The sequence below is a fragment of the Nocardiopsis sp. Huas11 genome, from assembly GCF_003634495.1.
Classification (GTDB): Bacteria; Actinomycetota; Actinomycetes; order Streptosporangiales; family Streptosporangiaceae; genus Nocardiopsis.
The window spans coordinates 3,160,053-3,182,906 of the sequence record NZ_RBKY01000001.1 but is presented as its reverse complement, the minus strand read 5'-3'; the positions used below and the strand labels follow the sequence as shown (position 1 = coordinate 3,182,906).

Sequence of the window (22,854 nt, the reverse complement as noted above, 5' to 3'; positions counted from 1 at the left end):
CGCAGCGCGCCCGCCCGCGTCGGGGACGCGGACGGGCGGCACGGTCACGGCCGAAGGGCGGTATGTCAGCCCTGGCCGGGGTAACGGCGCTCGGCGGCACCGATGTAGTGCTGCCGCGGGCGCGCGATCCGGAAGGCCGGGTCGGTCAGCTGCTCGCGGTAGTGGGCGACCCAGCCGGGCAGGCGGCCGATGGCGAACAACACGGTGAACATGTTGGTCGGGAAGCCCATGGTGCGGTAGATGACGCCGGTGTAGAAGTCGACGTTCGGGTACAGCTTGCGGTCGGTGAAGTAGGAGTCGGCGAGCGCCGCGGCCTCCAGCTTCAGGGCCAGCTTGAACAGCTCGTCGGGGTTGTCGTCCCGGTCAAGGATCTGGCTGGCCAGAACCTTGATCTCCTTGCTGCGCGGGTCGAAGTTCTTGTAGACGCGGTGGCCGAAGCCCATCAGGCGCATCTCGCGGGCCTTCACCCGCTCCAGGAAGTCGTCGATGCTGATGCCGGAGTCGCGGATCTCCTCCAGCATCTCCAGCACGGCCTGGTTGGCGCCGCCGTGCGACGGGCCGGACAGGGCGTTGATGCCGGAGGCGACGCTGGCGTAGATGTCGGCCTGCGAGGAGCCGACGACGCGCACGGTGGCGGTGGAGCAGTTCAGCTCGTGGTCCGCGTGCAGGACCAGCAGCATGCCGACGGCCTTGTTGAACAGCTCGCCCAGCTCGCCCTCGGGGGCGCCGTCGCCGAACGTCATCTTGATGAAGTTCTCGACGTAGTCGAGGGACTCGTCCGGGTTGATCGGCTTCTCACCGATGGAGTTGCGGTAGATGCGCGAAGCGATCGTCGGCAGCTTGGCCATCAGCCGGATCGTGGCGAGCTCGACCTGCGCCTCGTCGGACGGGTCGACGCTGTCGTCGTAGTAGGCGGCCAGGGTGTTGACGGCGCTGGCCATCAGGGCCATCGGGTGCCCGTTGCGGGGCATCGCGTCGATGAGGGCACCCATGTCGTCCGGGATGCCCGCGTTCTCGCGCAGCTTGTCGGAGAACTCCTTGAGCTGGGCGGGCTCCGGAAGCTCGCCGTAGATCACCAGGTAGGCGACCTCGAGGAAGGTCGCGCCCACGGCGAGGTCCTCGATGGGGTACCCGCGGTAGCGCAGGATCCCGGCCGCACCGTCGATGTAGGTGATCTTCGAGCTACACGAAGCGGTGTTGCCGAACCCGGGGTCCAGGGTGGTCATCCCGGTCGAGCCCAGCAGTGCCTTCAGCTCGATGGTGCGTTCACCCTCGGTACCGGTGAACACCGGCAGCTTCAGTACGCCGCCGTCGTAGTGGAGCTCCACCGTGCGCTCTTTGTCGTCTTCGCTCATGCCCGAGGTCAACCTTTCCAGGCGGGGGATACGTGAGGTGCGTCAGACGCGGGACGGTCCGCCGCCACGTTCTTGATTCACTCGTTATTGTTCTGTTTTGTTAAACAACGGTTAAGCAAAATCATATAAGTTCCACCGATTCGCGAACAGGTGACATGCAACACATACCCAGACGCGCGGATAATTACCACACAGTGAAGATTTACAATCTTTGCCAGCCGTCGATTACACCGTGATCACCCTGAGACTTCACGGACGGCACCGGGGGTCACCCGATGACTCCGCCGCCTCCTGTACCGGTCCCCTGAGCACATCTCCCCACCCCGAACCCGTCGTCCGCGGACGCCCTTTCACAGATCCGGACAGACCCGGGCATCCGGCGGTGCGGTCAGGTGTTCGAGCGAGCTCTAGTGGCCTTCTCACAGGGTACCTTCGCCCAGATCACGGCAGCTGGCACGGGGTGCCCCGAAGGCGGTGATCTTGGCCTCCACGCCCGCTCCCCGCACCCCGTGCGCCCCACCGCCCCCACGGCCGAGCACCCGAAGATGTCCACTCTCTGTGCCCCCGCCACGCGATTTCACACCGGCCCCGACCGCACCGTGAGACTTTTTCGACCACACGGATACCGGGAAGCCCGAACCCTGGACTCATTGCGCGGGACGGACCGGCGGGCATCGACAAAGCGTCATCGGTTTTCACCCGCGGTAAACAGTGTGAACAGCCGAGCGGAATGGTCGCCGGTGGGGCGGATCACAGTCGACGCCCCCGGACACACGACGTGCCCCGGACGGGATCGTCCGGGGCACGTGCGGCCCGTGGTCACTCGCCCTCGGCGACGCCGCCCGCGAGGAGGGGTTCCATGAACAGCTCCGGGTGCTCGCGCTCCACGACCCGCAGCCGCCACTTGTTGTGCACCAGCACCAGCAGCTCGCCGTCGTTGCGGCGGCGCAGCACCTCCGCGCCCGACAGCGCGTGCAGCGCCGGGGCGGACTCGGCGTCGGTGCGCCGCGCCACGGAGTAGTCCAGCGGCGAGGTCTCCACCGGCGCCCGGAACTCGTGCTCCATCCGGTGGCGCACCACGTCGAACTGCAGCGGGCCCACCGCCGCCAGGACCGGCGCCTGCTCACCGCGCACGTCCGAGATCAGCACCTGCACCACGCCCTCGGCGTCCAACTGCGCGATACCGCGCTGGAACTGCTTGTACTTGCCCGCGTCCTTGGCCCGCGCCACCACGAAGTGCTCGGGGGCGAAGCTCGGGATCGGCGGGAAGTCCACCTTCGGGCCGTCGTAGAGCGTGTCGCCCACGGCCAGCGCCTGGGCGTTGACCAGCGCGATCACGTCACCGGGGAAGGCCGTGTCGATCGTGGAGCGCTCCGAGCCGAACACCGCCTGGGAGTACTTGGTCGCGAACGGCCGACCCGTCGCCGCGTGCGTGAGCACCATGCCGCGGTCGAAGCGCCCCGACGAGACCCGCACGAACGCCATCCGGTCGCGGTGGTTCTTGTCCATGTTGGCCTGCATCTTGAAGACCTGCCCGGAGAAGGGCGCGCCCACCGGCCGCGGCTCGTCCTTGGCGTCGGCCTTGGCCGCCGGAGCCGGCGCCAGGCCCACCACGGCCTCCAGCAGCTGCCCCACCCCGAAGTTGGGCAGCGCCGCGCCGAAGAGCACCGGGGAGGACTCCCCGGCCATGAACGACTCGTGGTCGAAGTCCGCGCCCAACGCCTCCAGCAGCTCGATCTCCTCGGCCGCCTGCACCCACTCGGCGCCCTCGACCTCGGCCGCCTTGTCCGCGTCCAGGACCTCCTCCAGGGCCTTGGTGGCCCCGCCCGGCTGCCGCGTCATCTTCGTGTAGACACCGGAGCTCCGGTCGACGAGTCCGCGGAAGTCCCCCGCGATGCCCACCGGCCAGTTCAACGGCGTGGGCCGCAACCCGATCCGCTGCTCGATCTCGTCCAACAGCTCCAACGGCTCCCGGCCGGGCCGGTCCCACTTGTTCACGAACGTGATCACCGGCATCCTGCGCGCCCGGCACACGTCGAAGAGCTTCAGCGTCTGCGGCTCCAGGCCCTTGGCCGAGTCCAGCAGCATGATCGCGCAGTCCACCGCCGAGAGCACCCGGTAGGTGTCCTCGGAGAAGTCCGCGTGGCCCGGGGTGTCCACCAGGTTCAACACCCGGCCGGAATAGTCGATGCGCAAAGCGGCCGAGGTGATCGAGATCCCCCGGTCCTGCTCCATCTCCATCCAGTCCGAGGTCACACCACGCCGATCGCCCTTGCCGTGCACCGCACCGGCCGAGGAGATCGCCGCCGCGTGCAGCGCCAGGGCCTCGGTCAGCGTCGACTTACCGGCGTCCGGGTGCGAGATCACCGCGAACGTCCGCCGACGCCCCGCCTCCCGAGCGACCTCGGCCTCCTGCCTCGCCGCGCCCGCCGTGTCCACGCTCATCCTCGCTGCCCGTCCCGCCTCGTGTCCTGGTCGCGCCCGAATCCGGGCTCCGTCCAGCCTACGCCCGGCACGGGGGGCGACGGGACTGCCGGGGGCCATTCCCCCGGCGGCGTCCGGCCCTCGTCAGGAGTCCTGCTCGACGGCCGCGCCGATGCGCCGGAGCAGGGCCTCGCGGTCGGTGCCGCCCGGGTAGACCGCGACCACCACCCGGTCCGCGGGCGGGTGGTCCTCCACCGCCAGGACCGTGCGCGCCGAACGGCGGACCAGGTCCATCGCGCTGTCGAAGCGGCCCCACACCCGCCGCCCGTCCTCCGACGGGTCGCGCAGCCAGGACCGCAGCACGTGGTTGTGGGCGGCGATGACCGAGGCCGCGACCACCCCGGCGGGCAGCGAACGGCCCTCGGCGCCCTCGCGGTCGGCCAGGAACCGGCTGAACGCCGACTGGTACCGGGCGGTCATGGCCACCTCGCGGTCGCGCAGCCGGGGGTGGGCGCGCACCAGGCGGTAGCGCGGCACGGTCACCTCCGGGTCGCGCAGGTAGCCCTGCAGGACCAGGCGGGCGGCGGAGCACACCGCTTCCAGGGGCTCGTCGGGAGAGGCCTCCAGGTAGGCGACCACGGTGGTGAAGAGCTCGTCGTGCTCGGCGAAGAGGATGTCCTCCTTCGAGCCGAACCGGCGGAACAGGCTTCGCCGGCTCATCCCCGCGGCGGTGGCGATCCCCTCCATCGTGGTGCTCTCGAAGCCGTCCTCGGTGAACAGCCGGACGGCCGCCAGCACCACCTCGCGCGTGGCCGCGCGCGGCGACCCGTTCCGGGCGGCCGACCGCTCCTGGGCACCGTTCCCCACGCTGCGCTCACCCCTTCCACCGGCCCCGCGTCCACTCGACGCCTTCCAGAAGGTATCCGACCCGGTCTGTGTACTTCGTCCCGTTCACCCCCTACCCTGGCACTGGATGCCATACACCGGCACGCGGTGCCAAGTGCCGAGGGGCGGGACACCCTCGGGGAGGGAAGACTCATGAGCGACTTCGACCTGTTCACGACCACCGAGGAGCACGAGGAGCTGCGCGCGGCCGTGCGCTCCGTCGCCGAGGACAAGATCGCGCCGCACGCCGCCGAGGTGGACGAGACCAGCTCCTTCCCCCAGGCCGCCCACGACGCCCTGGTCGCCACCGACTTCCACGCCGCGCACATCGAGGAGAAGTACGACGGCGTCGGCGCCGACGCGCTGGCCACCTGCATCATCATCGAAGAGGTCGCGCGGGCCTGCGCCTCGTCCTCCCTCATCCCCGCGGTCAACAAGCTCGGCACCATGCCCGTCATCCTGGGCGCCTCCGAGGAGGTCAAGCAGCGCTACCTGCCCGAGGTCGCCAGCGGCGCGGCGATGTTCTCCTACGGCCTGTCCGAGCGCGAGGCCGGCTCCGACACCGCGAGCATGCGCACCCAGGCCGTGGCCGACGGCGACGACTGGGTGATCAACGGCCAGAAGTCCTGGATCACCAACGCCGGGGTGAGCAAGTACTACACCGTCCTGGCCGTGACCGACCCCGACGGCCCGCGCGGCCGCAACATCTCGGCGTTCGTCCTGCACGCCGACGACGAGGGCTTCTCCCTGGGCGAGCCCGAGCGCAAGCTCGGCATCAAGGGCTCCCCCACCCGCGAGCTGTTCTTCGACAACGTGCGCGTGCCCGGCGACCGCATCGTCGGCGCCCCGGGCGAGGGCCTCAAGATCGCGCTGCGCACCCTCGACCACACCCGCGTGACCATCGGCGCCCAGGCCGTCGGCATCGCGCAGGGCGCGCTCGACCACGCCGTGGCCTACGTCAAGGAGCGCAAGCAGTTCGGCAAGGCCGTCGCCGACTTCCAGGGCGTCCAGTTCATGCTCGCCGACATGGCGATGAAGCTGGAGACGGCCCGCCAGATGGTCTACGTCGCCGCCGCCAAGTCCGAGCGCGGCGACAGCGACCTGGCCTTCTTCGGCGCGGCAGCCAAGTGCTACGCCTCCGACGCGGCCATGGAGATCACCACCGACGCCGTACAGCTGCTCGGCGGCGCGGGCTACGTCAAGGACTTCCCGCTGGAGCGCATGATGCGCGACGCCAAGATCACCCAGATCTACGAGGGCACCAACCAGATCCAGCGCATGGTCATGGCCCGCCAGCTCCTCAAGAAGTAGGCGGCGCCCACCTCCGTCTGGCCGGACCCGCGGCGGTGTCCGGTCAGACGGTGGCCTCGCGTACGAAGCGGGCCATCGGGATGGGGTCGCGCCCCAGCGCCGCGCGCACGTCCTCGGTGACCGAGCCCGCCAGCCCCGCGTTGGCGGCGGCGAACCGCTCGTTGAGGGTGTCGATGTAGCGCTCGCCCCACCCGCGGTCGGAGGCCCGGAAGTAGAACCCGGCCTCGTCGAGCGCCTTGTACCGCCACACCGGGCTGTCCGTGCCCTTGGTCATCTTGACCACCTCGCGGAAGGTCATCGCCTGCGGACCGGTCAGGGTGTACTCACGGCCGTGGTGGTCACCGGTCAGGGCGGCCACGGCCGCGTTGGCGACGTCGCGCGCGTCCACGAAGCTCACCGCCGACCGCTTGCGCACCGGCAGCTCCAGGCGCCCGTTGCGCGACCGGGCCAGGTTCGCGAAGACGCCCTCGGTGAAGTCCTGGTGGAACCAGTTGGGGCGCAGCACGGTCCACCGGCCGAAGAGCTCCTTGGCCCGCATCTCGGCCGTGCGCTGGTCGGAGTCGGAGGGCGCGTACTCGGTGCCCATGGCCGACATCACGACGGCGTGGTCCACGCCCGCCTCGGCCGCGAGCTCCAGGAAGCCCCCGACCCGGCTGCCCAGGCCCATGCCGACCGGCGTCACCACGAACACGCTCTCCACGCCCTTGAGGACGTCGCCCCAGTTGGAGGTGTCCGTCCAGTCCAGACGGGTGGGCGCCGTACGCGAGGCACCCGTCGCAGGCAGCCCGCGCCGCTCCAACTCGGTGAGGACGCGTCTGCCCACCATCCCGGTGGCCCCGGTGACCAATGTGCTCATCGGCCCCACCGTACCGACCCCGCACACCTGGTGCTCCCGTTCGGTCCCACGGGGTGACGACGTGTCCCGGGCCGTGCGGAGACGCCGCTCGGCTCCGCATCCGGCTCACCTGCGGCGTTCGGGCGCCAGCGCCTCCATGGCCAGGATCAGCGCGCCGCCCAGGACGGCGACCGCCAGGTTGGCGAACAGCGCGTACTCCTGCAGCAGGGCCACGTTGGGGACGACGAACCTGTTGAAGGAGTTGAGGACGATGCCGAAGAACGGCTGGTACCAGAGGTGGTCGATGGCACCGCTGACACCGATGAGGAAGACGAGCAGGCCCAGGCCCTGAAGGATCTTGCGCATGCCGTCGACGCTAGGCCCGGCGCACGGCCGCGCGCATCGGCCACCGGCGTGGACCCGGGCGTCCGTGGAACCGGCCCGCCGCGCGTCCGGCGCGACCAAAGTATGGAGTCGGCCGACGTCGGTACCGCACTCCGCGCGGACACCGGATCCGGCGCTCCCCGCGCCGTAGACTCCGTGGCGATGAACGCTCCCACCGGCCGACGGCGACGGCGCTCCGTGCGCGACTGGGTCGTGGACTTCACCATGTTCCTGCTCGCGGTCGGCTTCGGGCTGGCGCTGGCGCTCGAATTCCCCGACCCCCCGCACGGGGGCGGCCCGCCCACCCCCGCCGTCGACCTGCCCCTGTGGCTGTCGGCCGCCGAGCAGCTGGTCGCGCTGGCCGGTTGCGTGGGCCTGTGGTGGCGGCGCCGGCGGCCGGTCGAGCTCGCCGTGGTCCTGGTCCTGCTCTCCTCGGTCCTGACGCTGGTGTCCGGGGCGATGCTGATCGCCCTGTTCTCCCTGGCCGTCCACCGGCCGCCGAAGGTCAGCCTGTCCGTCTTCGCGCTCGCCGCGGGCGCCGCCTTCGTCCACGCGATCGTGCGCCCCGACCCCTACTCGCCCTTCCTGGTCGACTTCCTGCTCGGCCTCGCCATCCTGGGCGCCGTGACCGGCTGGGGCCTGACCGTCCACCACCGCAGGCAGCTCGTGGAGTCGCTGCGCGACCGGGCCGTGCACGCCGAGGCCGAGGCCCGGCTGCGCGCGGAACAGGCCCAGCACCAGGTCCGTGAGTCCATCGCCCGCGAGATCCACGACGTCCTCGGGCACCGGCTCTCCCTGCTGAGCGTGCTCGCCGGAGCCCTGGAGTACCGGCCGGACACGCCGCCGGAGCAGGTGGCGCGGTCGGCGAAGGTGATCCGGGAGAGCGCCCACCAGGCGCTCCAGGACCTGCGCGAGGTGATCGGCGTCCTGCGGGCCCCGGTGGGAGAGCTGCCCCAGCCGACCATGGCCGACCTGCACCAGCTCGTGGGCGAGGCCGACGACGTCGGCGCGCGGGTCGAGCTGGCGCAGGAGTACGAGGGGCGGGCCCCGGACCGGGTCGGCCGAGCGGCCTACCGGATCGTCCAGGAGGCCCTGACCAACGCCCGCAAGCACGCCCCGGGCGCCCACACCCGGGTCCGGGTGTCCGGCGGCCCCGGCGATGGGCTCACCGTGGACGTGGTGAACGACGCGCCCGCCGCGCCGCCCGAACGCCCGGGCGACGGATCCGGCCAGGGCCTGGTCGGCCTGGCCGAGCGGGTGTCGCTGGCGTCGGGCCGGTTGGAGCACGGCCCGACCGAGTCCGGTGGTTGGCGGCTCTCGGCCTGGCTACCGTGGACCTCATGAGCGCACCGCAGCAGGACGGCCGACGGATCGGGGTCGTCATCGTCGACGACGACGCGCTGGTGCGGGTCGGGTTGGTGATGATGATGGGCGGAGCGCCCGACATCCGGGTGCTCGCCGAGGCCGAGGACGGCGCCGGCGTGGTCGCCCTGGCCGACGAGCACGACCCCGACGTCGTACTGATGGACATCCGCATGCCGGGTGTGGACGGACTGACCGCCACGGAGCTCCTGCGCGCCCTGCCCCGGCCGCCGGAAGTGCTGGTCCTGACCACCTTCGACGCCGACGAACACGTCCTGAGGGCCCTGCGGGCGGGCGCGGCGGGCTTCCTGCTCAAGGACACCCCGCCGGACGAGATCGTGGAGTCGGTGCGCCGGGTCGCCCGGGGCCTGCCCGTGCTCTCCCCCAGCGTCACCCGCCGCCTCATCGACCGGGTGGCCTCGACCGGGCACGACCGGCGCGCGGACCGGGCCCGGGCGCGTCTGTCGGTGCTCAACGCCAGGGAGGCCGAGGTGGCGGTCGCCGTCGGCGAGGGCCGCTCCAACGCCGACATCGCCGCCACGCTGTTCCTCAGCGTGCCGACCGTGAAGACGCACGTGTCGAACATCCTCACCAAGCTCGACCTGAACAACCGGGTCCAGGTGGCGCTGCTGGTCCACGACGCCCAGCTCCTGGACGACGCCGAGTAGGAGCGGGGACGGCGGGGGGTCGGCGGGGTCCGGCGGGGGGATCGGCGGGGTCCGGCGGGGGGTCGGCGGGGGGGTCGGCGGGGTCCGACACTCCGACACGCCGGGCGCTGCCGGGCGCTGCCGGAGGGGCACCGCATACTGCCAGGAACGACCGCGCCACCGGACAGCACGGAGGGCCAGCGATGAGCGGTGCCGCCCACGGCACGACCGACGACCACCTCACCGGGATCCTGGACACCGTCATGGAGCGGGTGCGCCCGCACGTCGGGGCGGGCCGGGACGCCGACTACATCCCGGAACTGAGCAAGGTCGACCCGCGCCAGTTCGGGTTCGCCGTCGCCACCGTGGACGGTTCCGTCCACTCGGTCGGCGACTTCCACGTCCCCTTCTCCATGCAGAGCATCACCAAGGTCTTCACCCTGGCACTGGTGATGAGCAGGGCCGACCACGGGATCTGGCAGCGGGTGGGCCGCGAGCCGTCGGGCTCGGCCTTCAACTCGCTCTACCAACTGGAGTTCGAGAACGGCATCCCGCGCAACCCGCTCATCAACCCGGGCGCCATCGTCGTCACCGACCAGCTGCTGAGCGACACCGGGGACGCCCTGTCCGCGCTGCTGGACCTGCTGCGCGCGGAGACGGGCAACCCGGAGCTGAGCGTCGACAGCGTGACCGCCGGCTCCGAGGCCGAGACGGGGCACCGCAACCGGGCGCTCGCCTACCTCATGGCGAGCTTCGACAACATGCGCAACCCGGTGCCCGAGGCCCTGGACCACTACTTCCGCCAGTGCTCGATCACCATCTCCACCGAGGAGCTGGCCCGCGCGGGGCTGCTGCTGGCCCGGCACGGGGTGCGCGCCGACGGCGGCCGTCTGATCGACCACGGTGACGCGCGGCGCATCATGTCGATCATGCTCAACTGCGGGACCTACGACGCGGCGGGCGAGTTCGCCTACCGCATCGGGCTCCCGTGCAAGAGCGGTGTGGGCGGCGGCATCCTGGCGATCGTGCCCGGGCGCTACTCCGTGGCCGCCTGGGGGCCGGGCCTGGACACCAAGGGCAACTCGGTGGCGGGCGCGGCGGCGCTGGAGGTGTTCACCGACCTCACCCACTGCTCGGTGTTCTGAGCGCGCGGGAGGACACCGGTCCGCCGGGCCGCCCCCGCCGACCCGGACCGCGAGGGGCGCGCGCCCCGGACGAGCGGGGCGCGCGGGCCCTCAGGAGGCCGGCTCGAAGGTCTGCGACAACCGGTCCAGCAGCGCCCGGTTGGCCTCGGGGTCGTCGTTGCTCGCGACGAGGAACAGCGCGTAGCCCTTGTCCTCGGTGTGGAAGCCCCGGTTGATGGCGTGCATGTCCCCGTTCTCGAAGGTGAACTCCCAGTCGGCGGCGCTGACGTAGTCCTCGGTCCAGTCGGCCTCGACGTCCTCGATCCCCGTCAGCTCGTAGCCGCCGAAGTTGCCCCGCGCGTCGGGCTCGAACGCGCGCCAGTCGTCCCCGGCGTCCGTCTTGGGGTCGTCGGTCTGGTCCACGAGCAGGTAGCCGCCGTCGGGGTTGCGGAAGTAGACCATGTTCCCGTCGCGCTCCTCGTTCCAGTCCTCGGGCACGTCCACGGCGAAGCCGGTCGGGTCCTCGTGACGGACCAGGAAGTCCCACTCCTCGTCCGGCTCCTCGGACTCCTCGGCCTCCGGCTCCTCCTCGTCGCCGGGATCGGCGTCCTCCGCGGCGCCGCTCTCCTCCTCCTGGGGGGCAGAGGGGGAGGGGTCCTCGCCCGCGTCGGCGCCCGCCTCCTGGGAACCGTCGACCAGTCCCGCGTCCGGTCCCGAGCCCGTCCGGTTCATGCTCAGCAGGACACTGGTCGTGGCACCGGCCACCAGCAGGACGAGCACCGCGGCGGCGATCAGCAGGGTGCGCCGACCGCGCGCGCTCCGGCCCCCGCCGGCCCGGTCCCGCGCCGGCGCGGGCGCCGCGGCCGACACGGCCGCCCCGCTCGTCCCGCTCGGCTCTCCGGGAACGTCCCGCGCCGGTGCGGCGGAGGCCGCCTCCGCCGCGTCCTCGTCCGGAACCGGCGGCAGGTCGGCCGGCACTGTCGTGGTCAGGGTCGGAGCGACGAGCGGCGGCGCGGCTCCGGCCGCCTCCTCGGCGTCGCGGATCTCCCGGAGCCGGGTGCGCGCCTCGGTGACCGTCGGCCGGTCCTCGGGACGCTTCTCGCACAGGGCCACCAGCAGCGGCCACAGGGCTCCGGCGCGTGTCGCCTCGGGCAGGTCCTGGGTGACGATCGCGGTGAGCGTGGACATCGGTGTGGGCCGGTCGAACGGCAGGACGCCCTCGACCGCCTGGTAGAGGGTGATGCCCAGCGCCCACAGGTCCGAGGCGGGCGTCGCCGCGTGCCCGTGCGCGACCTCGGGGGCGAGGTAGCTGGGCGATCCGATGAGGAGCCCGGTGCTCGTGAGGTGGGTGGAGCCGTCGAGGTGGGCGATGCCGAAGTCGGTCAGCACCGCGCGCTCGTTTCCGGCGATGAGCACGTTGCCGGGCTTGATGTCGCGGTGCACGATGCCGCGCGCGTGCGCCTCGGCCAGCCCCGCGGCCATCTGCTCTCCGACGTTGGCCGCCCGGGACACCCCCAGCGCCCCGTCGCTCTTGATCAGATCGGCCAGAGAGGGCCCGCGCACGAGCTCCATCACGATCCACGGGCGGCCGTCCTCCTCGGCCACGTCGAACACCGTGATGATCGACGGGTGGCTGAGCTGCGCCGCGCTGCGCGCCTCGCGGAGCATGCGGGTGCGCAGGACCTCGATCTCGTGCGGGGGAAGGTTGGCGGGGATGGTCAGTTCCTTGACCGCGACGGGCCGGTCCAGGAGGGTGTCGGTCCCCTTCCAGACCCGCCCCATCCCGCCGGCGCCGAGCACCTCTTCCAGGCGGTAGCGGTTGGCCAGGAGTCGACCGGGGTCGGCTTCCGAACTGTTCATGTGTGGGCGATTCCTCTGAGGGGGAGGCAGGCATGGAAGATCGGGGGGGTGGAGGGGCACCGGTGGGGGACACCAGCGAGTCTAGGTTCCGTGCCGACCGGTGACGCTCCCCGCCCGGGTGACCATGCTGTGCCCCACTTCGGACCGAACCGGACGAAACACCCCTGACATGCGACGATCCCGCCGTGGGCGCTGTGACGCGTCCGACGGCGGGACCGGATCCGTCCGGGCGTGTCACCGCCCGGACGGGTCAGGAGAGGCGGACGGGGAGCGCCTGGACGCCCCCGACGATGAAGGACGGCAGCTCCTCCAGGTCCGCGTCGGCCACGGCGAGGTCGAGTCCGGGGAAGCGCGCGAACAGGCGCGGCAGCAGCTCCAGCACCTCCATCCGGGCCAGGTTCGCGCCCAGGCAGTAGTGCCGGCCGTGCGAGAACGACAGGTGCGAGACGTCCTCGCGGGTGATGTCGAGCAGGTGCGCTGTCTCGCCGTGGCGCACGGGGTCGCGGCCCGCGGAGCCGTAGCCCAGCATCAGGGGCTCCCCTGCGGGCACGGTCACCCCGGCCAACTCGATCTCCTCGGTCGTGTACCGCATCGGCACGAAACCGCTGGAGCCGTCCCAGCGCAGGACCTCCTCCACCGCGCGGTCCCATCCCACCTCGCCCGACACGAGCAGGGCGAGCTGGTCGCGGTGGCCGAGCAGGGCACGCACGGTGTTGGCGATGAGGTTCATCGTGGTCTCGTAACCCGCGCTGATGATCAGCACCAGGCTCCAGACCAGTTCGTCCTCGCTGAGCCTGTCGCCCTCGTCGCGGGCGGCGATGAGGTCGCTGGTCATGTCGTCGCCCGGCTCCGCCCGCTTGGCGGCGACCAGGTCCGTCAGCAGCGCCCACATCTCCATGAAGGTCGTCATGGCCTCGTCGGGCCCGATGCTCTGGTCGAAGAACATGTTGACCAGGCGGTGCAGCTTCGGCCGGATCTGCGCGTCCAGCCCGAAGAGGTCGCTGATGACCGTGAGCGGCAGCGGCTGGGCCACGACCGCCTTGAGGTCGACGACCCCGTCCGGGGCCGCGGCGGCCCGCTCCTCCAGGGTGTCGAGGAGCTCGTCCACGAGCACGACGATGCCCTCGCGGAGCCGTTCGAGCCGGCGCGGGGTGAACGCCCGCGACACCAGCTTGCGCAGCCGGGTGTGCTCGTCCCCGTCGCTGGTGAGCATGTTCTCGGCGATGATCCAGGAGATGAGCGGCCAGTCCGGCGGGATCTCACCGGCGTTGAAAGCCGTCCAGTGCTTCTTGTCCTTTTGCACCCTCGGGTCGGCCAGCGCCTCGCTGACGGCCGCGTGCGAGGTCACGACCCACGCAGCAACCTCCCCAGGAAGCTCGACAGGGACGACAGGCCCCAGGGCGCGGAGGTGCTCGGTCTGGGCTCGGAGGTTTCCTGGGGCGAGTCGGACGGCGTCCACGACTCTCCTTCCTGGTGTGGGGTGTGCAGCGGGGACTGCGGTGTGAAGCGGACGGGCAGGTGCACGGGGAACCAGGTCAGCGTGGCCAGTTGGTACCGCAGTTCCTCGGGCGCGACGGCCAGTGACAGCCCGGGCAGCCGGGTGAGCAGGGCGCGCACCCCGATGGTCGCCATGGCGGTGGCCTCGTCGATCGCCGGACAGCGGTGGGGGCCCGCGCCCCAGGCGACGTGCGCCCGGTTGCTGGTCTCGGCCATCTCCTCGGCGTTCTCCTTGAGGAAGAAGTGGTCCGAGGCGGCGAAACCCAGCAGGACCGGCGACCCGGCCTCGATGACACGGCCGCCGCCCACGGGTACGTCCACGCGCGGGTAGATCGCCGGGTAGTTGGTGATCGGCGGGTCCTTCCACAGGACGTCGTTCACGATGTCGTCCAGGGCCGCCGCCGACAGCGAGGCCGCCGCGCCGGAGACCACGCCCGGGCTCGTCAGGATCGCGCGGACGGTCGCATACATGAGGGCGGCCGTGGGCTCGTTGGACGCCGCGATGATGAGCAGGAGCTGGTGGAGCACCTCCTCGTCGGTCAGGGCGGCGCGGTGCTGGATCAGCCGGGTGGTGAGGTCGTCCCCGGGCGCGCGGTGCTTGGTGGAGACCACCTCCGACAGCGCCCGCTCGGCCTCGGCGTTGGCGCGCTCACTGTCCACACCCGCCCAGATGTCGCGCATGGCGGAGGCGAAGCGCAGGCCCTGGTCCTCGTCGAACCCGAAGAGTTCGTTCATGACCAGCAGGGGCAGCATGCGGCCGTACTCGTTGAGGACGTCGGCCTCGCCGCGCTCGCAGAACTGGTCGATCAGGCTGTCGGCGTAGCGCCGGGTCGTCTCGGACAGGCGGCGGTCGCTCACGCTGCCGAGGCAGTCGGTGAGGGCGCGGCGCAGGCGCTGGTGCTCGCTGCCGTCGACGAACAGGGCGTTGGGCCGGGGCGCCATCATCGCGATGAGGCCGGAGTCGACCGCCACCCGGCCCTCGCGGAAGTCCTTCCAGAGCCGGGAGTCGTGCGTGAAGGTCGTGGTGTCCCGGGACCAGGAGATCAGGGTGGAGTAGTCGGTGACGAGCCACCCGTGCACGCCCGGTTCGAGTTCGACGGGGACCACGGGGCCGTGGTCGGCGCGCATCTTCTCGAACACGGCGTAGGGGTCGGGGTGCGGCTCACTGTGGTGGAGCGCTGCGCGGGGGCATCCAGATGTCACGGGACCTCGGCTGGGGGGGAGGGTCGGGGACGGGAGGGGCCGTCCTTCCAGGGCTCGGGCACGGCGAAGGCCGCGCGGGTGTGCGCGGGAACCCCCCGTGGTCGGGGGTTCCCGCGCAAACCCTAGCGGCCTCGTGCCCGGGAAGCGAGACCCCGGTCACTGTCAGGGCACACTCCGTGGCCCCCCGGACCGGTGTCCCGCTTCGGCCCGAGCGCCCTCACCTGCGATCCGAGGGCTCCTGCGGCGCGTGCTCGGTCAGCGGCCGGAACCGGCGCAGCCGCTGGCTGTTGGTCACCACGAACACGCTCGACATCGCCATCGCCGCTCCCGCCAGCATCGGGTTGAGCAGACCCGCCGCGGCGATGGGCAGGGCCGCCGCGTTGTAGGCGAAGGCCCAGAACAGGTTGCCGCGGATGGTCTTGAGCGTGCGCCGGGCCAGCCGCACCGCGTCGGCGGCGGCGCGCAGGTCCCCGCGGACCAGGGTCAGGTCGCTGGCCTCGATGGCCACATCGGTGCCGGTGCCCATGGACAGCCCCAGGTCGGCCTGGGCCAGGGCGGCGGCGTCGTTGACCCCGTCGCCGACCATGGCCACGACGCGTCCCTCGGCCTGCAACCGGGTGATGACGTCGACCTTGTCCTTGGGCAGGACCTCGGCGACGACCTCGTCGATCCCGACCTCGTCGGCGACCGCGCGGGCCACGGCCTTGTTGTCGCCGGTGAGCAGGATCGGGGTGAGCCCCAGGTCGCGGAACTGGCGGACCGCCTCCGCGCTGGTGGGCTTGACCGTGTCGGAGACCACCAGCACGCCCCGGGCCCGGCCGTCCCAGCCCACGGCCACGGCCGTGCGGCCCTGCGACTCGGCGGCCTCGATCGCGTCGCCGAGCTCCTCCGGCAGCTCCTGCGACCACTCCTGGAGCAGCGCGACCCGGCCCACCAGGACGGCGTGGCCGTCCACGACGCCCTGGACGCCCCGGCCCTCGATGTTGGCGAAGTCCTCGGGCACCGCGAGGGCCCCCACCCTCTCGGTCGCGCCCTTGGCGATCGCCCGGGCGATCGGGTGCTCCGAGGCGTTCTCCAGCGCGCCGGCCAGGCGCAGCAGCTCGTCCTCGTCCTCCCCGCGGGCGGCGGTGACGGCGGCGAGCGCCATGGTGCCGGTGGTGACGGTGCCGGTCTTGTCCAGGACGACCGTGTCGACCCGGCGGGTGCTCTCCAGGACCTCGGGACCCTTGATGAGGATGCCGAGCTGGGCGCCGCGGCCCGTGCCCATCATCAGGGCCATGGGCGTGGCCAGACCGAGCGCGCAGGGGCAGGCGATGATGAGGACCGCGACGGCGGCGGTGAACGCGGCGGCGGCGGGTTCGCCGGTGCCGAGCCAGAAGCCGAGGGTGCCGACCGCGATCATGATGGCGATCGGGACGAAGACGCCGGAGACGCGGTCGGCGAGCCGCTGGACGGCGGCCTTGCCGTTCTGGGCGTCCTCGACCAGGCGCGCCATCTGGGCGAGCTGGGTGTCGGAGCCGATCCGCGAGGCGCGCACGACCAGCCGGCCGCCCGCGTTGACGGTGGCGCCGACGACGGCGCTGCCGGGCGCGACCTCCACCGGCACGGACTCTCCGGTGAGCATGCTCATGTCGACCGCGGAGGTGCCCGTCTCGACGGTGCCGTCGGTGGCGATCTTCTCCCCGGGACGGACCACGAAGTGGTCGCCGACGGCGAGCCGGTCGACGGGGACGAGCTCCTCGCGCCCGTCGCGCAGGACCGTGACCTCCTTGGCGCCCAGTTCGAGCAGCGCGCGCAGCGCGGTCCCGGCCTGGCGCTTGGAGCGCGCCTCGAAGTACTTGCCGAGCAGGATGAAGGAGGTGACGCCGGCGGCGACCTCCAGGTAGATGTTGCCCGAGCCGTCGGTGCGGGCGATGGTGAACTCGAAGGGGTGCACCATGCCGGGCGTCCCGGCGGTGCCGAGGAAGAGGGCGTAGAGCGACCACAGGAACGCCGCGGTCACGCCGAGCGAGACCAGGGTGTCCATGGTGGCGGTGCCGAGCTTGAGGTTCTTCCACGCCGAGATGTGGAAGGGCAGGGCGCCCCAGACGATGACGGGGGCGGCCAGGGCCAGCGAGGCCCACTGCCAGTAGGTGAACTGCAGGGCGGGGACCATCGCCATCGCGATGACCGGGACCGAGAGCACCAGGGAGACGACGACCCGGTGGCGCAGCGCGCGGGTGGGGTCGATCTCCTCGGCGGACTCCTGGTCCCCGTCCCTCTCCGTGCGGGGGACGGTGGCGGTGTAGCCGGCCTTCTCGACCTGGGCGACGAGTTCCTCGACGGCGGTCGGCTCCCCGTCGAAGCTGACCCGTGCCTTCTCCGTCGCGAAGTTGACGCTGGCGGTGACGCCGTCGAGCTTGTTCAACCGTTTCTCGACGCGGTTGGCGCAGGCGGCGCAGGTCATGCCGCCGATGGCCAGTTCGACCGACCGTTCCTCTGTTCTGCTGGTCGTCACGTCACCGCTCCATGTCCATGTCGTCGTGGCCGCCCGACTCGTCGGGATCGGCGGTGTCCTCCCGGCCCTGCTCCTCCGCGTGCTCTGTGTTCTGCGTCCGCTCCGGCAGAACGGGGCCGGCCAGCGAACCGACCCCGAACATCACGGCGAACACGGCCACGAGGCCCAGAACGTAGAGCCCGAGCTTCGTGGTCACGTTCATCTCAGGCACGCACCTCGTAGCCGGCCTCGTCGATCGCGGCGCGCACCGAGGCGTCGTCGATATCGCCCTGCCCGGTAACAGTCACCTTGCCGGACTCCAGGTCCACCTGCACGTCGGTGACACCCTCGATCCCGGTGACCTCCTCGGTCACGGAGTTCACGCAGTGCCCGCAGCTCATACCGTCGACCGTGTAGACAGCGGTAGCCATGTCGCCTCCTGGTTCGATTGGCGGTCTCCGTCGCGGACCGCTCCACCTGGAACCGACTATACCCCTAGGGGGTATCCGTCCGTCAAGTTCCGGCGCCGCACGTCCGCGGTGTGCCCCCTCACAGTACCCCAGGGGGGTACCAATGACCGGTAAAGAAGCCCCCGTCGCGTCCGGACGGATCCGGATCCCGAGGGGGCCTGCGATGAGGAGATGAGGAGGAGCGGGGGGATGGGGGTTCAGGGGATGTGCGGGGGACGTGGTCGGGCGGTGGGGGACGAATGCGGGGCGGGGGCGCCGGTGTGGGGCCGGGCCACTCCTGTTCCGGGGCCGGTGGGGGCGGCGTCCGGGGGCGTGACTACTCGGTCTTGAGCTCCAGGCGGGCCACCACGCGCTCGCTCAGATGGTGGCCGGACAGACTGAAGCCGGCCCGGCGGAACATCTCCACCGTCCCGGTGTAGACCTCCGCGCTCGGTGCGCGCCCGCCCGCCGTGTCGACCGGGTAGGCCTCCAGCACCCGGGCGCCGTTGGAACGGGCATAGTCGATCGCGCCGTCCAGGAGGCGGCTGCCCAGTCCGTGCCGGCGGCGCCGCGGCGGGAGCCAGAAGCACACCAGCGACCACACACCGGGCTCGCGCGGGTCCGCCGGCCGCAGCGAGCGCGACCGCGAGAGCCGGATGAAGTCCTCCCGGGGCGCCACCGACACCCAGCCGCACGGGCCGTCCTCGTCGTAGGCGAGGAGCCCCGGCACGCGCCCCTCCAGGGTCAGCCGCCGCAGCTCCTCCTTGTTGTCCACCCCCCGACTCGACCGCTCGCACGAGGTGCTCGCGGTGTGGTCCTTGGCCCGTCTTCGGAAGAACGTGCACCAGCAGTGCCCGTAGGCTCCGGTCGGTCCGAACAGGTTCTCCAGATCTTCCCACCGCTCGGCGGTGGCGGGCTCGATTGAGACGATGGACATCGGACTCCCTCGACGAGACACACTGGCCGCCACGACTGTGATGCAGAACACTAGCGATGATTCGCCGTGACCGAAAGAACACGCCGGTCCGCGAACGCCCCGCCATGGCCCCTTTCGGGGCCTTTGTCGCACGTCGGACACGGCAGGGGCGGACCCCGAAGGAATCCGCCCCTGCCTCACGTTCGCGTCAGGCCCGCGTCTCCTCGGCCGCTTCCGCGCCCTCGGTGGCCGGGTCCCAGCACTCCACGCCCTTCAGCCCCGGCAGGCGGTCCCGCGTGAACACGGGGTCGCGGCCCTCACGGCGCTGCGCGTTGTAGTCCTTGAGCAGTCGGAACGCGATCATCGCCAGCGGCGTGATCGCCACCAGGTTGACCAGCGCCATCATGCCCATGGTCGTGTCGGCCAGCGTCCACACCAGGTCGATCGAGCCCAGGGCGCCCAGCATGGTGGCCATCAGGAAGACCACCTTGTAGCCGAACATGACGCTCTCGTTGCGCGTCAGGTACTCGATGTTCGACTCGCCGTAGTAGTAGTTGCCGAGCACCGACGTGAACGCGACCAGGATGATGATGACGGTCATCAGGTGCAGCGCCCACGGACCCAGCGACGACATGACCGCGTGCTGGGCCAGGTCGCCCTCCAGGCCCCCGTCCAGCGGCTCGTCGCCCCGGCCCAGCAGGACGATGAAGGCGGTCACCGTGCACAGCACCAGGGTGTCGAAGTACACGCCCAGGGTCTGGACCAGGCCCTGCTTGACCGGGTGCGTGACCGACGCGCTGGCCGCGGCGTTGGGGGCGGAGCCCAGACCGGCCTCGTTGGAGAACATGCCTCGGCGCACGCCCTGGACGATCACGGTGCCCAGCGCGGCGGCGCCGAACTCACGGATGCCGAACGCGTGCTCGAAGATCATCACGAACACACCCGGGACCGCCTGGTAGTTCATCGCCATGATGACCAGGCCGATGACGACGTAGATGGCCGCGAAGGTCGGGATGAGCGCCTGGGCGGTGTGCGCGATCCGGCGGACGCCGCCGAAGATCACCAGGGCGGTGGCCACGACGACCGCGACGCCGACGGCGGCGGACAGCCACAGGCCCGAGCCGATGCCCAGGGTGTCGGAGGAGTTGGTGACGGCGCCGGCGATGGTGTTGCTCTGCGCCGCGTTGAAGACCATCGGGAAGGTCAGGATGAGGATGATCGCGAACAGGACGCCCAGCCAGCGCTGGCCCAGCGCCCGCTCCATGTAGTAGGCGGGACCTCCGCGGTAGCCCGTGCGGTGGCGGACCTTGTAGAGCTGGGCGAGCGTGGACTCCACGAAGCTGGCGGCGCCCACGATCAGCGCCATCGCCCACATCCAGAACACCGCGCCGGGGCCGCCGAGGGAGATGGCCACGGCCACGCCGACGATGTTGCCCGTTCCCACACGGGCCGCGGCGGAGATCATGAACGCCTGGAGCGAGGAGACGGCCTTCTTACCGTCCGGAGCGATCTCTGGTTCGCCTCTGACGACCTTGAACATCTCCGGGATCATCCGGATCTGGACCAGGCCCGATCCGAAGGTGAAGTAGAGGCTGACCACCACGAGCAAGGGGATCAGGATCCAAGCCCAGAAAACGTCGTTGACGCCGCCTACGGCCTCGGTGAGACTCGCGTTGAGGGCGGGTGCTGCGTCTGCGGAAAACACGGGGGTCGAGCTCCTTCGCTCAGGATGAGGGACAACCGCCGACCCATACCCGAGGAAGTGGCTCGTATCACGATGTGGACAGTCTTTGTCCGGACATTGTCCTTTCGGTGATAGTTCCGTTATACGGAACTACGTCCTGGTTCGCCCCGCCGAACCCCCGTGCATCGCCCGGATCAGCCCTGGTGAACGAGGTCCGCGTACTGGGGGTGCCGCTTCAGGAACGTTCGGACGAACGGACAGATCGGCACGATCCGCAGATCGCGCGCGCGGATGTCGTCCAGGGACTCCCGCACGAGCGCGCTGCCCACCCCCCGGCCCTCGTAGGCGGGGTCGACCTCCACGTGGGGCAGGGCGAGCACCCCTTCGTCGATGAGGTGGTAGGCGGAGAACCCCGCGAGCTTCCCGTCCACGCTCACCTCGAACCTCGACCGCTCCCGCGCGTCCTCGACCGTCAGATCCATGGTCATCCGTGACCGCTTCCGTAGTCGGATTCCAGCGTTCCAGGCATTTCTACCCGGAAAGTCCGCGCTGATCACCAAGGAGCCCGATGTCCTGGCCACGGCCTCGCGATCCCGCCGCGCGATCCGCGCCGGCGGTGCCCTCGGAACCCTCGGCCGGACCCGGTGGAGCGGGGCGGCGTCACCCCCGCACGGCGTAGGGGTCGGTGACTCCGCCGGGGCACGCCAGCGCCGAGATCTCCCACCCGGCCAGGGACGCCCCCGCCCGGTAGGAGCTCTCCATGAACTCCAGGACCGAGGCGCGCGGGTCCGGCATCCGGCGGACGTCGGCGTACCGCAGCAGCGCCAGGTGCCCGTTTCCGCTCTCGACCCACTCCGCGGCCGCCGGGGACAGCGGCTGCCGTTCCAGCCCGTCCGGTTCGGGCGCCGTGTAGGAGTAGAAGCAGGGCTCGGGGACCGTGTCGTCGCCGAACCAGAAGCCGGAGCTCACGACCTCCCGCGAGTAGGCCTCCCGCACCAGGTGACCGACCTCCCTGGGCTGCGGCACGGGGTGCGGCGAGAAACGGGTGACGGCGATGTCCAAGGTGTGCCAGAAGTGGTGCACGGGGCTGATCTTGCCGGAGAAGCCGGACGAGAACTCCTCCAGCACCAGGTTGACCTGGCTCAGCACCTGCCAGTAGCGCGTGGCGTGCTCGGGGACGTAGGTGGCGTGCTCGTGGTCCTGGATGAAGGGCCGCTCGGAGTCCGGCAGGTCGAAGGGGTGCGCCCGCGTGATCGACCCGTCCACCCCCAGACCGTCCAGCGCCGACTGGAACCGGAGGTAGAAGTCGGCGACGCTCAGTCCGGCCAGTGGGAAGGAGCCCTCCTGCCCGTCGATGGTCCGCACGACCAGCAGGTGGCGCACGAAGTCGAAGTCGACCGTGAACACCGGGTTGCCGTCGGCCAGCCCCATCGGCCGGGAGGTGAGGCCGGACCCGGTCACGTGGAAGGGCACGTGCCACCAGTGGTTGCGGCGCGGGCTGTGCTCCCTCCGCACCTTGCCGACGATCTGCTCGAACCGGTGCAGGGTCTGTTTCGTGTCGTACCAGGACTCCAGTGGGAAGTCCGGGAAGAGTTCCATCCTGTGCTCCGTCTCTGTGGGGCCGGCGCGTCGGCGCCGACACGGCTCGGGACCGCCGCGGCTCGGGACCGCCGCGGCTCGGGACCGCCGCGCACGCGCCGGCTTCACCATCCCCGCCGGTCGGACCGCTGCGCGTGCCCGGCTCCGCCCGGGTGGCGGTCGCGCGAACGGTAGACGACGTAGGGGCGGAAGAGGTAGCCGACGGGCGCGCTGAAGGCGTGCACGAGCCTGGTGAACGGCACCAGCACGAACAGTGCCAGTCCGATGAGGACGTGCAGCTGGTACGTGGCCCCCGACGCGCTCATCGCCGCCACGTCGGGCCGCAGGAGCCAGATCGACCGGAACCAGACCGACACCGTCCGCCGGTAGTCCTCGCTCTGGCCCCCGGCCACCGCCACACCGGCGAAGTAGACGGTCATGGCCAGCCCGGTGACGATGGCCAGGACCAGCACGAGGTACATGAGCTTGTCGTTGCGGGTGGTGGCGCTGAACACCGGGCCGACGGTGCGCCTGCGCCACACCAGCAGCACGATCCCGCTGAGCGTGCAGAACCCCGCCACCAGGCCCGCCGACAGGGCCAGCAGGTGGTAGGCGTGGTCGGAGACGCCGAGCGCCCGCGTCCACGGCTCGGGGACGAGCAGCCCCACCGCGTGTCCGGCGATCACCACGAGCAGCCCGAAGTGGAACAGCGGGCTGCCCACGCGCAGCAGCCGCGACTCGTACAGCTCCGAGGACCGGGTGGTCCACCCGAACCGGTCGTAGCGGTACCGCCACACGAGGCCGCCGACCACCACCGCGATCACGACGTAGGGAAGCGCGCCCCACAGCATGAGGTCGAGCAGT

20 protein-coding genes are annotated in these 22,854 nt (G+C 71.2%); 4 read left to right on the top strand and 16 right to left on the bottom strand.

The annotated features are described in order from the left end of the window. Positions 1–65: 65 nt before the first annotated feature. From DFP74_RS14450 to DFP74_RS14440, 3 genes are all read right to left on the bottom strand, one after another. The gene (locus tag DFP74_RS14450; protein WP_121182174.1) at positions 66–1,355 is read right to left on the bottom strand and encodes a citrate synthase; all 1,290 of its coding nucleotides are present in this window, start codon (positions 1,353–1,355) and stop codon (positions 66–68) included. Positions 1,356–2,174: 819 nt separating this feature from the next. Then, the gene (locus DFP74_RS14445) at positions 2,175–3,800 is read right to left on the bottom strand and encodes a peptide chain release factor 3 (RefSeq protein WP_121182173.1); all 1,626 of its coding nucleotides are present in this window, start codon (positions 3,798–3,800) and stop codon (positions 2,175–2,177) included. A 123-nt stretch (positions 3,801–3,923) separates the two neighbouring features. Continuing rightward, the gene (locus DFP74_RS14440) at positions 3,924–4,646 is read right to left on the bottom strand and encodes a TetR/AcrR family transcriptional regulator (protein ID WP_121182172.1); all 723 of its coding nucleotides are present in this window, start codon (positions 4,644–4,646) and stop codon (positions 3,924–3,926) included. Between the two features lie 171 nt (positions 4,647–4,817). Here DFP74_RS14440 and DFP74_RS14435 point away from each other — a divergent pair, with 171 nt between their 5' ends. After that, positions 4,818–5,975 carry an acyl-CoA dehydrogenase family protein gene (locus tag DFP74_RS14435; RefSeq protein WP_121182171.1) on the top strand — a complete coding sequence of 386 codons (1,158 nt, stop codon included), beginning with the start codon at positions 4,818–4,820 and terminating at the stop codon, positions 5,973–5,975. 43 nt (positions 5,976–6,018) lie between these two features. Here the strand turns inward: DFP74_RS14435 and DFP74_RS14430 are convergent, their stop codons facing one another. Both DFP74_RS14430 and DFP74_RS14425 read right to left on the bottom strand, forming a co-directional pair. Further along, positions 6,019–6,831: an NAD-dependent epimerase/dehydratase family protein gene (locus DFP74_RS14430; protein WP_121182170.1), complete on the bottom strand. Its 813-nt coding sequence runs from the start codon at positions 6,829–6,831 to the stop codon at positions 6,019–6,021. Positions 6,832–6,936: 105 nt separating this feature from the next. Continuing rightward, positions 6,937–7,176: a hypothetical protein gene (locus DFP74_RS14425; protein WP_121182169.1), complete on the bottom strand. Its 240-nt coding sequence runs from the start codon at positions 7,174–7,176 to the stop codon at positions 6,937–6,939. 180 nt (positions 7,177–7,356) lie between these two features. Here DFP74_RS14425 and DFP74_RS14420 point away from each other — a divergent pair, with 180 nt between their 5' ends. The 3 genes from DFP74_RS14420 to DFP74_RS14410 all read left to right on the top strand — a co-directional run bounded on the left by DFP74_RS14420 (position 7,357) and on the right by DFP74_RS14410 (position 10,348). Continuing rightward, positions 7,357–8,538 carry a sensor histidine kinase gene (locus DFP74_RS14420; RefSeq protein ID WP_121188257.1) on the top strand — a complete coding sequence of 394 codons (1,182 nt, stop codon included), beginning with the start codon at positions 7,357–7,359 and terminating at the stop codon, positions 8,536–8,538. Further along, entirely contained in the window at positions 8,535–9,224 is a 690-nt protein-coding gene (locus DFP74_RS14415; protein ID WP_199725649.1) for a response regulator transcription factor, read from the top strand. Before DFP74_RS14420 ends, DFP74_RS14415 begins: the two co-directional genes overlap by 4 nt. A gap of 182 nt (positions 9,225–9,406) precedes the next feature. Then, entirely contained in the window at positions 9,407–10,348 is a 942-nt protein-coding gene (locus DFP74_RS14410) for a glutaminase (protein WP_121182168.1), read from the top strand. A 90-nt stretch (positions 10,349–10,438) separates the two neighbouring features. On the opposite strand, the gene DFP74_RS14405 is transcribed toward DFP74_RS14410, so the two are convergent. The 11 genes from DFP74_RS14405 to narI all read right to left on the bottom strand — a co-directional run bounded on the left by DFP74_RS14405 (position 10,439) and on the right by narI (position 22,841). Next, on the bottom strand, positions 10,439–12,187 hold the full coding sequence (locus DFP74_RS14405; RefSeq protein WP_121182167.1) for a serine/threonine-protein kinase: 1,749 nt from the start codon (positions 12,185–12,187) through the stop codon (positions 10,439–10,441). Positions 12,188–12,437: 250 nt separating this feature from the next. Beyond that, entirely contained in the window at positions 12,438–13,535 is a 1,098-nt protein-coding gene (locus tag DFP74_RS14400; protein ID WP_121182166.1) for a cytochrome P450, read from the bottom strand. Next, positions 13,532–14,824, bottom strand: coding sequence for a cytochrome P450 (locus tag DFP74_RS14395; protein ID WP_121182165.1), 1,293 nt, complete (start codon positions 14,822–14,824; stop codon positions 13,532–13,534). Before DFP74_RS14395 ends, DFP74_RS14400 begins: the two co-directional genes overlap by 4 nt. Positions 14,825–15,104: 280 nt before the next feature. Further along, positions 15,105–17,384, bottom strand: coding sequence for a cation-translocating P-type ATPase (locus tag DFP74_RS14390; RefSeq protein ID WP_255499456.1), 2,280 nt, complete (start codon positions 17,382–17,384; stop codon positions 15,105–15,107). Position 17,385: 1 nt separating this feature from the next. Beyond that, positions 17,386–17,586 carry a hypothetical protein gene (locus tag DFP74_RS14385; RefSeq protein WP_121182164.1) on the bottom strand — a complete coding sequence of 67 codons (201 nt, stop codon included), beginning with the start codon at positions 17,584–17,586 and terminating at the stop codon, positions 17,386–17,388. 1 nt (position 17,587) lies between these two features. Beyond that, complete coding sequence (locus DFP74_RS14380) at positions 17,588–17,794, bottom strand: heavy-metal-associated domain-containing protein (RefSeq protein ID WP_121182163.1); 207 nt, start codon at positions 17,792–17,794, stop codon at positions 17,588–17,590. 355 nt (positions 17,795–18,149) lie between these two features. After that, entirely contained in the window at positions 18,150–18,749 is a 600-nt protein-coding gene (locus DFP74_RS14375; protein ID WP_121182162.1) for a GNAT family N-acetyltransferase, read from the bottom strand. Positions 18,750–18,936: 187 nt separating this feature from the next. Beyond that, a complete protein-coding gene (locus tag DFP74_RS14370; protein WP_121182161.1) occupies positions 18,937–20,433 on the bottom strand; it encodes a sodium:alanine symporter family protein in 1,497 nt (498 codons plus the stop codon). A gap of 173 nt (positions 20,434–20,606) precedes the next feature. Continuing rightward, complete coding sequence (locus tag DFP74_RS14365; protein WP_121188254.1) at positions 20,607–20,894, bottom strand: GNAT family N-acetyltransferase; 288 nt, start codon at positions 20,892–20,894, stop codon at positions 20,607–20,609. Positions 20,895–21,072: 178 nt separating this feature from the next. After that, entirely contained in the window at positions 21,073–22,011 is a 939-nt protein-coding gene (locus DFP74_RS14360; RefSeq protein ID WP_121182160.1) for a DUF5996 family protein, read from the bottom strand. 104 nt (positions 22,012–22,115) lie between these two features. Next, positions 22,116–22,841 (bottom strand): respiratory nitrate reductase subunit gamma, encoded by a 726-nt coding sequence (narI, locus tag DFP74_RS14355; protein WP_121188253.1) that lies wholly within the window; start codon positions 22,839–22,841, stop codon positions 22,116–22,118. Positions 22,842–22,854 lie beyond the last annotated feature (13 nt).

Excerpts from the sequence above, each read along its gene's own strand:
- DFP74_RS14450 (WP_121182174.1), bottom strand. The coding sequence starts at position 1,355 with ATGAGCGAAGACGACAAAGAGCGCACGGTGGAGCTCCACTACGACGGC.
- DFP74_RS14445 (WP_121182173.1), bottom strand. The coding sequence starts at position 3,800 with ATGAGCGTGGACACGGCGGGCGCGGCGAGGCAGGAGGCCGAGGTCGCT.
- DFP74_RS14435 (WP_121182171.1), top strand. The coding sequence starts at position 4,818 with ATGAGCGACTTCGACCTGTTCACGACCACCGAGGAGCACGAGGAGCTG.
- DFP74_RS14430 (WP_121182170.1), bottom strand. The coding sequence starts at position 6,831 with ATGAGCACATTGGTCACCGGGGCCACCGGGATGGTGGGCAGACGCGTC.
- DFP74_RS14425 (WP_121182169.1), bottom strand. The coding sequence starts at position 7,176 with ATGCGCAAGATCCTTCAGGGCCTGGGCCTGCTCGTCTTCCTCATCGGT.
- DFP74_RS14420 (WP_121188257.1), top strand. The coding sequence starts at position 7,357 with ATGAACGCTCCCACCGGCCGACGGCGACGGCGCTCCGTGCGCGACTGG.
- DFP74_RS14415 (WP_199725649.1), top strand. The coding sequence starts at position 8,535 with ATGAGCGCACCGCAGCAGGACGGCCGACGGATCGGGGTCGTCATCGTC.
- DFP74_RS14410 (WP_121182168.1), top strand. The coding sequence starts at position 9,407 with ATGAGCGGTGCCGCCCACGGCACGACCGACGACCACCTCACCGGGATC.
- DFP74_RS14405 (WP_121182167.1), bottom strand. The coding sequence starts at position 12,187 with ATGAACAGTTCGGAAGCCGACCCCGGTCGACTCCTGGCCAACCGCTAC.
- DFP74_RS14385 (WP_121182164.1), bottom strand. The coding sequence starts at position 17,586 with ATGAACGTGACCACGAAGCTCGGGCTCTACGTTCTGGGCCTCGTGGCC.
- DFP74_RS14380 (WP_121182163.1), bottom strand. The coding sequence starts at position 17,794 with ATGGCTACCGCTGTCTACACGGTCGACGGTATGAGCTGCGGGCACTGC.
- DFP74_RS14375 (WP_121182162.1), bottom strand. The coding sequence starts at position 18,749 with ATGTCCATCGTCTCAATCGAGCCCGCCACCGCCGAGCGGTGGGAAGAT.
- DFP74_RS14365 (WP_121188254.1), bottom strand. The coding sequence starts at position 20,894 with ATGGATCTGACGGTCGAGGACGCGCGGGAGCGGTCGAGGTTCGAGGTG.
- DFP74_RS14360 (WP_121182160.1), bottom strand. The coding sequence starts at position 22,011 with ATGGAACTCTTCCCGGACTTCCCACTGGAGTCCTGGTACGACACGAAA.
- narI (WP_121188253.1), bottom strand. The coding sequence starts at position 22,841 with ATGCTGTGGGGCGCGCTTCCCTACGTCGTGATCGCGGTGGTGGTCGGC.